This window comes from Pseudoalteromonas sp. PAST1, from assembly GCF_021532515.1.
GTDB classification, from domain to species: domain Bacteria; phylum Pseudomonadota; class Gammaproteobacteria; order Enterobacterales; family Alteromonadaceae; genus Pseudoalteromonas; species Pseudoalteromonas simplex.
Genome location: NZ_JAKGBH010000005.1, coordinates 1 through 12,338, shown reverse-complemented (window position 1 = coordinate 12,338; position 12,338 = coordinate 1). Strand labels below are relative to the sequence as shown.

At 41.3% G+C, this 12,338-nt stretch carries 7 protein-coding genes, 1 other RNA gene and 1 pseudogene; 4 read left to right on the top strand and 5 right to left on the bottom strand.

The annotated features are described in order from the left end of the window. Positions 1 to 208: 208 nt before the first annotated feature. On the top strand, positions 209 to 889 hold the full coding sequence (gene rnt / locus L1272_RS03315) for a ribonuclease T (RefSeq protein ID WP_138601594.1): 681 nt from the start codon (positions 209 to 211) through the stop codon (positions 887 to 889). On the opposite strand, the gene L1272_RS03310 is transcribed toward rnt, so the two are convergent. Further along, entirely contained in the window at positions 873 to 2,498 is a 1,626-nt protein-coding gene (locus L1272_RS03310) for a FapA family protein (RefSeq protein WP_235372742.1), read from the bottom strand. The genes rnt and L1272_RS03310 overlap by 17 nt on opposite strands. 277 nt (positions 2,499 to 2,775) lie before the next feature. Between L1272_RS03310 and ssrA the strand changes: the two genes are divergently transcribed. The 3 genes from ssrA (at position 2,776) to L1272_RS03295 (ending at position 5,026) form a co-directional block, all read left to right on the top strand. Next, positions 2,776 to 3,134, top strand: a transfer-messenger RNA (tmRNA) gene (gene ssrA / locus L1272_RS03305). A gap of 198 nt (positions 3,135 to 3,332) precedes the next feature. After that, positions 3,333 to 4,526: an integrase domain-containing protein gene (locus L1272_RS03300; protein ID WP_235372741.1), complete on the top strand. Its 1,194-nt coding sequence runs from the start codon at positions 3,333 to 3,335 to the stop codon at positions 4,524 to 4,526. A 185-nt stretch (positions 4,527 to 4,711) separates the two neighbouring features. Then, positions 4,712 to 5,026 (top strand): hypothetical protein, encoded by a 315-nt coding sequence (locus tag L1272_RS03295; protein WP_235372740.1) that lies wholly within the window; start codon positions 4,712 to 4,714, stop codon positions 5,024 to 5,026. Positions 5,027 to 5,121: 95 nt separating this feature from the next. Here L1272_RS03295 and L1272_RS03290 read toward each other — a convergent pair whose 3' ends face one another. The 4 genes and pseudogenes from L1272_RS03290 to L1272_RS03275 all read right to left on the bottom strand — a co-directional run. Next, positions 5,122 to 8,364, bottom strand: a complete 3,243-nt coding sequence (locus L1272_RS03290) for a type I restriction endonuclease subunit R (RefSeq protein WP_235372739.1) — start codon at positions 8,362 to 8,364, stop codon at positions 5,122 to 5,124. Positions 8,365 to 8,367: 3 nt separating this feature from the next. Then, positions 8,368 to 9,294 (bottom strand): FRG domain-containing protein, encoded by a 927-nt coding sequence (locus L1272_RS03285; protein WP_235372738.1) that lies wholly within the window; start codon positions 9,292 to 9,294, stop codon positions 8,368 to 8,370. Beyond that, positions 9,287 to 10,684 (bottom strand): restriction endonuclease subunit S, encoded by a 1,398-nt coding sequence (locus L1272_RS03280; protein ID WP_235372737.1) that lies wholly within the window; start codon positions 10,682 to 10,684, stop codon positions 9,287 to 9,289. Before L1272_RS03280 ends, L1272_RS03285 begins: the two co-directional genes overlap by 8 nt. Beyond that, positions 10,684 to 12,210: pseudogene (locus tag L1272_RS03275) on the bottom strand (HsdM family class I SAM-dependent methyltransferase); the annotation flags it as partial. The pseudogene L1272_RS03275 and the gene L1272_RS03280, both read right to left, overlap by 1 nt. Between the last annotated feature and the right edge of the window lie 128 nt (positions 12,211 to 12,338).

Here is a 12,338-nt window from a genome sequence, read left to right as displayed (position 1 = left end):
TTCTCCAACAAATCATCAATGCCAAATAATTGGCAATTTTTGTGTTTAATTGCTTCAGCATACTAAACACAGGGCTAGCTGATTAATATAAAGCAAGTAATGTGCCTAAAAACTCAGTAAGAATCTGCGATTTCACACTATTTACTCTAGCAGAGTAGCCGTGGTTTTTGACATAATAGCCAGCTTACACTGGCAAACCAAGAAGACTATGGAAAATACTGAACAAACTCTTTTCGCAAAACGCTTTCGTGGCTTTTTTCCTGTTGTGATTGATGTTGAAACCGCAGGTTTTAACAAAGAGACCGATGCGTTATTAGAAATTGCTGCATCTGTACTTAAAATGGATGACGACGGCGTGTTAAGTATTGATCATACGGTGCATTTTCATGTTGAGCCATTTGAAGGCGCGAATATTGAACAAGCGGCCATTGAGTTTAATGGTATTGATCCTTTTTCTGCGCTGCGTGGTGCAGTGCCTGAAGAAGAAGCGATTAAAGAAATCTGTAAGGTTGTGCGCAAGGCACAAAAAGCAGCGGGTTGTCAGCGTTCAGTGGTAGTAGCACACAATGCAGCGTTTGATCACGGCTTTTTAAATGCCGCCATTGAGCGTTGTAAAATTAAGCGCACGCCATTTCATCCATTTGTTAGCTTTGATACCACATCATTGGCAGGCCTTGCACTAGGGCAAACAGTATTAGCTAAAGCGTGTAGGGCGGCAGGGATTGAGTTTGATAATAAACAAGCTCACTCAGCATTATATGATACTGAGCGCACAGCAGAACTGTTTTGTTTAATCGTTAATCGCTGGCAACAACTCGGCGGTTGGCCATTGCCTGAAACTGAAGCGACAGAAGAGGAGCAAGACTCAGCCGTTAAAACGACTGAGTGATCTTACCTTCAAAAAAACGCACCATGTTAGGAGGGTAAATACGTGAAAACTGTTTACTCTCTTGCGCTATCTTAAGCTCCACCCCTGGATGCATTAATTCATTCACTTTTAAGCGACTTGTTGCTAATAAGCGCGCAATCTTAATTTTCACTAAGTGTTTCTTTTTCTTTGTGTTGGCTGTTTTAATTTTAATCTGCTGCTCGCTGGCAGTGATCTTTTTAATATAATGCGCCCGTTGAGCTGGGTCGGGTATTTTATTGGCCTTTTTGCGTGCTTGCTGTAAGGCAGCTGCTTTCGTCATTAATAGTTTTTCAAAGTCATTAATTTGCTGCTGCTTTTGGCGTAAATCATGCCAGTACTGAGCAATGAAAACCCGTGTTTTAGTGCCTGACGGCGCACCAAGCTCACCGGTTTCAATTCGCATCGCATCTAAAATATTGCCACCAATGATTTTGCCTCGCGGGTTATTAGCTTTGCCGACTCGAATAAGGCGGCGAGCACTTAAATCACAATGCAAAGCCTGACGTTCAATGAATAAATCTTGCTCTGTTTTTATATGGCAGTACTGAGCATAACCAACAGAGATAGTGCGCGAAGCCGTGATGTTACAGGTAAAGTTTTCAACGTTTTCACGTTTTCTGCCAACAGCCCCAAGCATCACGGTGACTTCACTTTTACTTTCAATTGTGGCTGATTCAACAAAGCCTAATACAGTGATATCACCCGTTGCTTTGACGCGCATACCATCTTTTACATCACCGCTGATAATGACACTGCCATCAAATTCGACATGGCCTGTACTTACATCAACATGATGAAAGCACAATACATCGTCCACGCGCATACCGCGGGGTAGGGCAACAGGCACGCCTTTAGCATCGGCAATTAACATATTGCTATTGTTTGGATCGATACGCGTTCCTTCAAATGGCTCAAGAGGTAAGTCTTTACCGGACTTAGCTGGCATCACATCACCAAACACCGTAAAGCCATCTTCACCGGGTGTTGCAGGCACTCGTTGCATTAATGGCGTGCCGGGTTTAACGGTAATAATGGCACCTAAATTACGCATGTCGACTTTACCGCCAGAGGTCGCTTGCGGGCTAAGAACGCGGTCTTGTGCTGTAGAGCATAAGCGTACAAATTTAGCATCAGTGCCTTCTTTAGGCATTCTGCCATGGGCAACAATTGCGCTGTAATGGGCGCCGGGTGGTTGCTTAAATTGTTGGCCTAAAAAAGTATCAAGGGCACGTAAACTAATGCCTTTAATCACTCCCGCCTCTGCAAGCACCTCTTGCGCCATATCCATGCTAACAATTTTACCGCCACGGGCTGTTGTTAAGCTTGCTTCAACCACCATGTTTTTAGCATCGACTTTTACTTCAAGGTGAGCATCAACGGCTTTAGCAACCACTAAAGATTGGTTTTGATATTGGCTGCTAGGTATGAACAGCTTACCTATATTGGCATCAATATATTCGTAGTTGGCATAAGGCGACTGCTCAAGTAATTCAATTAATTGAGAACTCGTAGTAGGAAAACCCGCATCCCTAGGATGCTCACACAAAGAGACATAGCCACTTTGTTCATCGAATGAAAACATCGACATCTGAAAAGCCCTGTAAAAAACTGCCTGTTATTATAGTTATGTGTTGTTACAGGTTATTTTTGGAGAAGGGTAACAACGTTTCCTATTTCAGCACAACTTTTGTACTATGTTAAGGATTTGTATGATTAAAATGTGAAAATATGTATAAAACTGACTTTTCCTGCTTGAAATTTCAGCAGTCAAAGGCACTTAGCAAAAATTTCCCGATTAATGCCTTGAGTCTGAACAGGCTACTCAGTTATACTGCACGAACACTCTGAATGAGATACCAAATTCAGGGGCTGATTAGGATTCGACGGAATTCAAGACGCCCGAGGTGCATGTCGAGGTGCGGTTGGCCTCGTAAAAAAGCCGCAATTTAAAGTAATCGCAAACGACGATAACTACGCTCTAGCGGCATAATAGCCCGCTAGCACTTCTCCGGTGTATGTCTGTGGACCCGGTTCTGAAGTGTCACCCTACACGGACTCGCTACGGAAACCCTGGCCGGGGTTGAAGGGCTAAAACTAAGCGGCCTCGCCTTTGCAGATCGTGTTCGTCCGAGCTGTATAAGGTTAACTAAAAGACGATACTAAGCATGTAGTACCAAAGGTCGAGGCTTTTCGGACGGGGGTTCAAATCCCCCCAGCTCCACCAATATAGTGTTCGGTTACCACCGAAGACGACCTGAAACCCCTTAAATCTTCTAGGTTTGAGGGGTTTTTTGTATCTGTACTGTTCGACGTTGTTTTGCACTTTTCGGGTTACGATGTACCATAGAGTGGCCCACCAAATTGATAGGCCAAAAGCCATGGGCCATAAATTCAAAGTGACCACATTCAGCAGGTGCAGACAATGCCTAAAGTAGCAACTCGATTAAATGATACTCAAATAAAAAGAGCTAAAGCATCAGATAAAAATTATGAGTTATCAGATGGCGAAGGTTTAATTTTAAGAGTTCTTACATCAGGAACTAAATCTTGGATCTTTCGATATAGTCCTCCCTATACCAAAAAAAGAACAAATATTAGCTTTGGTACTTACCCACTAATTACTTTAAAAGAAGCTAGGCAATTAAGAGAAGAAGCTCGCACATTGCTTGCAAAAAACATTGATCCAAAAGAGCACAAAAAACAGGCAGAGGCATTTGAAATAAGCGAAGCTCAAAACACTTTTAGGCTGGTGGCTCAAAAGTGGTTCGAAATAAAAAAGACTACTGTGACAGAAGGCTATGCTGAGGATTTATGGAGTTCTTTAGAAAACCACTTATTTCCTAGACTAGGAGATAGAGCAATAAGAGACTTAACAGCTCCTTTGGTTATTGAAGTGATGCAACCCTTAGCAGCCCGAGGAGTTTATGAGCAAATAAGACGTCTTTGCCAACGTGTAAATGAAATCATGACGTATGCCGTCAATACGGGAATTATCCATGCAAATCCATTAGCTGGAATTAAAAGTGCCTTTCAGTCTCCTAAACGTAATCACATGAATACCATTGAGCCAGAAAGATTACCTGAATTATTAGAGCGATTAAATCGTGCAAGTATAAAATATACAACGCGATGCCTTATCGAGTGGCAATTACACACATTGTGCAGGCCATCAGAAGCAGCTTGTGCTAAGTGGTCTGAAATAGATTTTGAAAATGCAATTTGGACTATTCCTGCAGAAAGAATGAAAGCAAGGAAGGAGCATAAAATTCCTTTAACTAAGCAATCACTACACTTGCTTGATCTTATGAAACCAATAAGTGCTCATTTAGAATATATATTTCCTGCGGACCGAAATCCTAGAACTCATACCAATCCACAAACGGCAAATGCTGCATTAAAAAGAATGGGCTTTCAAAACATTCTAGTAGCTCATGGCTTAAGAGCCTTAGGTAGCACAATTCTAAATGAAAAGGGTTTCGACCCTGATTTAATTGAAAGCGCACTGGCCCACATTGATAAAAATGAGGTTAGACGAGCATATAACCGAGCTCAATATTTAGCTCGTAGACGGGAGATGATGGAGTGGTGGAGTGAGCATTTAACAGAATTTTTATGATTCAAACTAATTTATTTAAGTATGCGTTTAAAATTAAATTAATGGACAATCAAATGCTTATATAGGATATTATTCAGGCAAACCCATAACTTTAACCTCACTACAACCTAAAGCATTTGGGATTTAAAAATGAGTAATAAAACAAAACGTAAACAAAGATCTAAAATTAAGGCAAAACAGGCTAGGTGTTTAAAGCAAAAAAACTCTTAAGGGTTGAAGAAAATGTTGTAAGTATCTCTGATGAATATATATCTAAATTTGAAACTATACCTGAAGATATGCCAATTGAGTTAATCATTGAAACTCTAATTGAATTAGAGGGAGATAGAGTAACTAAAAACCCTCTAGATCCTAAAGCAGCTTTAGCCGCAGTGCTCGTTATGTATACACACTGGAAAGTGTCCGAAAGATATATTCCTTTTTCAGTATTTGAATTTGAATGTTCATCCGTATTAGATTCTGAAAAATTTAATATAATAGTCGATAAACACTTAGCATAACTTATATCTAAGATGAATTTTCAGCAGGAGTTTAATTAAGGCGTTTAAATTAAATTCGTTGCAATAACTTATCCCATTCCTTACACGGCGCTCAATTAGCGAGCGCCGTCCTCATTAGACTTACCAAGCCCTTTCATCAATACATCAAACATCAATCCAGCAAAGCCTTTTGCGATTGCTTCATTCGACAGAAGTTTCATCGCCATTTCGTTATGTACATCCATACTTTCAATGATCGCGTTGTTGATTGACTCTGGGAATTGACCGAGCATCGCTTGTTCTTTGGTGTTGCTGCGAAGCTGGTCCATAACGACTTCATTTTCTGAAATTTTGCCTGCAATGGTGTTGGCATAATTGAGCATATCGTTTTCAGATAAACCATCTTCAATAAACAAATCGTTCATTCGTTGAATGATCTCATTAAGAAGTTCAGTTTTAGGGTCTTTCGGAACCGCACCAGAACCTTCTTTTGCATCAGGCAAATACGATTTTGGTTCTTCACCAATTTTGATACCGAGTTGCAAGTCAGCCTCTCGCTGCTCGTGTAAACGGTAGTGCGTCATTACCACATCAGATAAATCAATCTCGTCCTCCACCACATCAAGGCGAAGCATTGAGTAAAGATGTTTGGCGAAAATACTTAGCTTCTCTAGCTCAAGATCATCAAAATTGACGATTTGAGACGTAAACTCGTAGAAGCGATAGAAGGACATTAAATCTTTCTTGAACACTTCCAGAATATCTCGTGCTTCCTTTGCGTGTTTAACGCTGTTTTCGGCAAACTTTATTTTCTTATCGTTCTGTTCAATCTTCGCTTTAGACAATTCAGCCTGTGCCGATTGAAGCACCTGAGTAGCTTCTTTATAACGAACGGAAAAACGGTCAACAGCGGGTTTACACAAATTGGCTAACTTGGCTTGATTCGCTTGTTTGTTGTTATAAGTTTCAACAAATGCCTCAACCTCTCGCCACTGGTAAATACCTACTTTATCGAGCTTCTTCATTAGCTCATAAACAATATTAGGATCAGACACACCAGCTAATTCGGCGGTTTGAAAGTAAACCTTAAACTCAGCCAATATCTCTTCAGGGTCATTCACAAAGTCGAGCACAAAGGTTTTATCTTTGCCTTTGTAGGTGCGGTTTAGCCTCGAAAGGGTTTGGATACACTCAACGCCTTTTAATGGTTTATCGACATACATCGCCACCAATTTGGGTTGGTCAAAGCCCGTCTGGAACTTATTCGCAACCAGCATCACTTGATAATCGGTGGTATCAAATGCTTTACGCATATCACGGCCACGCAGACCCGGATTCATATTATTTTCTGTAAATGGGTGATCGGGTAAATCAGGATCATTCACTTCACCGGAAAACGCCACCATTGCATTAACGTTGGTATAGCCTTTTTCTTGTACGTATTTTTCAAAGGCAAGTTTGTAACGTACAGCTTCTAGCCGGCTACTGGTAACAACCATTGCTTTTGCTTCACCGCCCAACAAGTGTTTAATTTTTTCATTAAAGTGCTCAATGATAGTTTCCACTTTCTGAGCAATGTTATACGGATGTAAGCGTACCCACTTTGCCATTTTTGAAGCGGCTTTTCTGCTGTCCACTTCTCGGTCTAGATCAGGATTTTCATGGGCTAATTGATAAGCGACACGATAACTGGTGTAGTTTTGTAGAACATCCAGAATAAACCCTTCTTCAATGGCTTGGCGCATTGAATAAACATGGAAAGGCTGTGGCTTGTTGGTGTCGCTTGCAGGTTCATCAAGGTTTGGTCTGCGTCCAAAAAGCTCTAATGTTTTAGCTTTTGGTGTAGCGGTAAAGGCAAAGTAGCTGAGTTTGTTTGAGCCTTTACGGGCTTCTAGTGATAAACGCAGCATATCTTCACTGTCCAACTCTTCATCACCGTCTAACTGCTCCGCCATCAACACTTCACGCAATTTGCGAGCAGTCGTTCCTGTCTGGCTTGAGTGCGCTTCATCCGCTATAACTGCGAAGCTGCGGCCAGCTAGTGTGGAATCCTTCCGGATAGCCTCCAAAACGTGCGGGAAGGTCTGAATAGTCACGATAATGATAGATGTACTGGCCCGTAGCTCCCCAGCTAATTGCCCTGATTTAGAGCCTTGCGCTTCTTCTCGGTTAACACGAGCAATCATCCCTTCATTATGATCAAACTGGTAAATCGTGTCTTGTAACTGGCTATCAAGAACCGTCCGGTCCGTGATCACTATTACAGAGTCGAAAACCTTATCTCCTGCTTGTTTGTGAAGCTCAGGGTGATCGGTGTAGTAATGCTTTGAAGCCAATTGGTGAGATAGCCAGGCAATCGAGTTTGATTTGCCTGAACCAGCGCTGTGTTGAATAAGGTATTTATGCCCTGTGCCTTCGCTATCCACTGTTTTAAGGAGCTTAGAAACTACCGCCCACTGGTGATAGCGAGGGAAAATCATTGTTTCTTTTTGAGTGATGGAACCGTCTAGATTTTCAACATCTTTCACTTCAAGGTGAATGTAGCGGCTAAGGATGAGCAGCAGGTTATCTTTTTGGAAAATCTCATTCCAAAGATACGACGTGGCATAGCTGTCAGAGCCTTCAGCAGATAAAGAGGCTGGAACATCATTACCTTTACCACCTTCACTTGTGCCTTGGTCAAACGGCAGGAAAAAGGTCTTCTTGCCAGCTAAACGAGTTGTCATCGCTACGTTATACTGACTCACAGCAAAATGGACCAATGCACCACGCTTAAAGGTTAATAACGGCTCTGGTTTACGAGTTTTCGGATCTTTCGGCTGTCTGTCCTTCATGTACTGGACTTTGGCATTATCAACCGACTGTTTAAACTCAGATTTAAGCTCACAAGTCGCAACAGGAATTCCGTTTACGAATAACGTTAAATCTAAACGTCCATCATAGCCATTAGGGGAATAAACCAGCTCTGGCACAACTCGCAAAATGTTTTGCTGATAACGTGCTGTTGCTGTTGGGTTTAAATCATGATCGGGCTTGAAGCTGCACAGGTCAAACTTGGCACCACGGTTATTGAGTTTGTTCCGCAAAACCCATAATGTACCTTCGTTTTTTAGTTCTTGTTCTAGTGACTTGAGTAGAGCATCAGCCGTTGCATTTGGGTTACGGTCTGTCGCAGGAAAATGTTGTGCTAGCTTATCCCACTGTTCAGGCTGTGTTGCCTTAACAAAAGCAATTATATCTTCAGGGTAAAGAGCCTGTTCTTTGTTGTACTTGTTTGACTCGCCCAGCAACCAACCGTGAGACTGCATTTGATCAAGGATATCATTTTGGAATATTTTTTCTTGTGTTGAGTCTGCCATCGGTTAGTCCTTTAGGTAATCTGCTGTTTGAGATTTGATATGTTGAGCAACTTCATCAATTTCAGGAAACAGAGTGGCCTTTGATACTCCTAAGCCTTCAAGGGATTGAATTATTTTAGTTTTCTCTTCAGCATTAATTTTTAAAACATACCCACGGTCTTGCGTATGAGTGAAATAACCAGAGCTGACTTCTACGTCTTTGTACAAGTTATATATTTCCTGCGAAGGCATTACTTTATTATCGCCCATTCCAAATATCAAAAATGCACCGTTTTGACGTATTACTCGGGGATTATCTAGTTTGGGTTTTACTGCCTGAATCGAAGAAGTGTGTTCAGGAACAATCACATCTTTGAAATAAGGTTTTTCAGCATAAATGGAGTGTAATAGCTTACCGACCATATTGCTCTCTTCGCGCGTTCTTTCTTCTTTGGTTGCGTTGGGGTAAACAAATTGTTCATCCATTTTTGCTAGGTTACTGATAACAGAGACAGTATCACTGCCGTGAAACTTGATGTGCTCATCTTTAATTTCGTAAATAATAACTTCACCATCAGCACTATCTTTTCCTCGACCAGAGTGAGCATTACTCGCAAAGTAGAGTGCAACAAGTGGGTTACTTGTGATATCAAGTAAACGTGTAGGAAGCCCGTAATGTTGCATTTTTACAAGATGGTCGAATGCTGATTGGCAGCTCAAAAAGTCGTTTGGGCATGAAGCGACTAGCTGCTCAAACATAATGTGCTCTCTTTCAGAGAACAAAGCGCTGTTTTTATCTTTCGGGTCGGTATTACGAAAGACAGAAGGAATAGGTTGATAACTTTCCTTTGTTTGTCCACGAAAGAATAGTGAATACCCCTTCCTTGGCTTTATTTTGGCAATTTCAGTTACAAACGTAGAAACCGCACCTATCTTTCTAGGTTCACCCATTATTTGCCTCACCTGATGCTATCCAATCCCGCACATCAATCTTGCCTGTTACTGCTGCTGAAATTAGAGCCGTTTTTCCTTCTTTCATTAACTCAATCGAACTAATTGCCTTTTCTACAAGAGCATCATATTTTTTTAGCTGTGTATCTAAAAAATCAACAACCTGCATTTGTTCTTCTAATGTCGGAAATGCGAAGTGGGCATTGATAATCAGAGATGAACTAATTATGGATTGATTTGCTAACTTGTGACTAAATACGTCTAAATGATATCTATATGGTGTCCCACAAACAACGTAGAAGAGAAACTGTTTAATTAATGAGCTTTTTTCTCGAAGAATAACCACGTTTTGATTCGGTACTGAGCCAGCCAAAGACGAAGGGACAAGACCTACCTGTCCTACCGCAGAGGCTTTGATTTTAGGATCACTTCCAACCATACTGATGACTAGTTCACCAGCATTCATAATTACCCGTTGATATTTGTCTACAACCGACTGAGGTAGATGTATGTCAGGCTTAACAATTGTTTTGTTCTTGATATTTCCAGCTCTAATGAAAGGTACGCCTTCATCTTGGAAGTCATTTGAACTAAAACCAAATCCATTCACTGTATTTACGTGATGCTTCAGTTGACTAACAACCCAATGCTCTGGCACTTCACCTAACCATTCCACACCAGAATCTTTCATGGGGGCATCTGGGTTTAGTCCTTTGGTCACTGCGTGAGAAATCACTGCCTGGCGTTTTTCTTTTAGCAGCTCAATCAGCTTTTCTTGTTTAGCGATTAAGGTGTCAATCTTAGCTGTTTCGTATTCGAGGAAATTGGCGATTTTTTGTTGTTCTTCAAATGAAGGGAGCCACACGTTAGCGTTCTTCAAAATAGCTTGAGTTACGCTAAACACTTTCACACCTTTAACTGCATTTCGAACCTGAGTTCTAAACTCAGGAGAGTCGAAGAGGTATGCCACAAACCTGTAGTAGTTATCTGGCGAAGGGCGAACGATAACCGTATGGTATCCTGCAAACAAAGTTTCATTACTAACGAGCTGAGTGAAGTTACCAGAACCATCTATATCTTCAGAAGTATCGGCAAAAACGAAATCACCTTTTGATAACAAGGCATATGGTGATGAAACTAAGTATTCTTCGCTTACACATTTGAGGGGGTGTTTCTTAGGGTCAACTTCAAAGCCAAACGTTGAATGAACCTCACCGTAGCTAACACATGGTATACCGGTATCTTGAAGGTTGGCTTTTGTTATTGCTAAACCTCTGCCAAAGGCAGATATATGTCTAACTTTAGTTGTAATCCAATGTGATGGAATAGCACTCACAAATTTGATGTCAGGATCTTTATATTCTGTATATGCTTTATAACGACCTGTCATTATGAATGCACCTCGTTAAGTAGCTGCATAATCTCAGCCGATACTGCATCTAAATCCGCATCAATTTCTTCTAATGCTCTTGGTGGTTCGTATACATAGAAATGGCGGTTGAATGGGATTTCATAACCAATAATACCTACTTCGCCATCTTTAGGGTCGGTTTTGCTTTGATCAATCCACGCATTCGGCACATGTGGTAGCACTTCACGAGCAAAGTAATCAGTAACCGTTTCAGTCAGTGGCACGTTTTCGTTATCACGCAAATCTGGGTTGGCTTCAATTTGGTCTTTTGATTTGCATACTTCTGCTTCGTCATCGTGCTCGCCAAGATGTTTGACGATAAGTTTTAGTTGAACTGCGCTGAGTTTAACGGCTTTTTCTGCGCTTTCTCGCTCCACTTTAACTTTTAGTTGCTTAAGGAACTTGTCACGAGATAAGTATTTATCTTGCTCAAAGGAAGAGAGTGAATCCAAAATAGTTTGCTGGGTAGTCTCATCCATTTTCGCCCAAGCGTTATCGGCTTGTAGGGCTTCAAGACGCAGTTCGTCTTTAGGATAAATTGCTAATTGCAGCGGGCGCTCCACCGTAATTCGGCGGTAACCAAATTCTTTGTAGTCGAAGATTTTACTAAATTCGTTTTCAGCAAACTGACCATAGGTTTTAACTATTTCTTTGATGCCGTCTTCTGTCAGTTCTTTACGTTTGCTACCCAGTGATTTACGCATTGCTGCATAGAATACGTTCTCATCATCACCTTCCACTTCACCGCCACTACTGCGACCACGACCGCCTGATTTGGCTCGCTCTTTTGAGGCATTAATAAGCTGAACCTTACCTTTACGATTGGCCTGTTTATGGCTGGATAACACCCAAACATAGGTGGCAATACCTGTGTTATAAAACATATCGGTTGGTAAAGCGATGATGGCTTCTAGCAGATCACTTTCGAGAATGTAGCGTCTAATTTCACTTTCTCCGCTACCTGCACCACCAGTAAAGAGTGGCGAACCGTTCAAGATGATACCAATACGTGAACCACCTTCGTTTTCTGGGCGCATTTTGCTAATAAGGTGCATCAAAAAGAGTAATGAGCCGTCAGAGACTCTTGGCAAACCAGGGCCGAATCGGCCTTCATAGCCTTTGTTTTTATGCTCGTCATTAATGTGTTTTTGTATTTTCTTCCAATCTACACCAAACGGTGGGTTTGACAGCATGTAGTCAAACTTTTCATTACGAAGCTGATCGTTTGATAACGTATTACCTAACTTAATGTTATCGACCTTTTGCCCCTTGATAAGCATATCCGCTTTACAGATTGCGTAGGATTCAGGATTTAGCTCTTGCCCGAACGCTGATAACGAGGCTTTTTCATTAAGGTTATGAACATACTCCATACCCGTTGATAAGAAGCCACCTGTACCAGCGGTAGGATCATAAATTGAGCGCACTAGGCCCGAACTGGTTAGGTCATCTTCGTTGGTGAAAAGCAAAGAGGTTGTTAGCTCAACAATATCTCTTGGGGTGTAGATAATGTCGTTTTCGACAAATGAAAAATTGTTACCACCCCGTATTTATTGACTTAAAGAGTGGTAACAGTTTTTGAGGAATTTACTCTAAAAACAGGAGTAAATTGAGGCGGGAAAATACAGTTTTG

Excerpts from the sequence above, each read along its gene's own strand:
- rnt (WP_138601594.1), top strand. The coding sequence starts at position 209 with ATGGAAAATACTGAACAAACTCTTTTCGCAAAACGCTTTCGTGGCTTT.
- L1272_RS03310 (WP_235372742.1), bottom strand. The coding sequence starts at position 2,498 with ATGTCGATGTTTTCATTCGATGAACAAAGTGGCTATGTCTCTTTGTGT.
- L1272_RS03300 (WP_235372741.1), top strand. The coding sequence starts at position 3,333 with ATGCCTAAAGTAGCAACTCGATTAAATGATACTCAAATAAAAAGAGCT.
- L1272_RS03290 (WP_235372739.1), bottom strand. The coding sequence starts at position 8,364 with ATGGCAGACTCAACACAAGAAAAAATATTCCAAAATGATATCCTTGAT.
- L1272_RS03285 (WP_235372738.1), bottom strand. The coding sequence starts at position 9,294 with ATGGGTGAACCTAGAAAGATAGGTGCGGTTTCTACGTTTGTAACTGAA.
- L1272_RS03280 (WP_235372737.1), bottom strand. The coding sequence starts at position 10,684 with ATGACAGGTCGTTATAAAGCATATACAGAATATAAAGATCCTGACATC.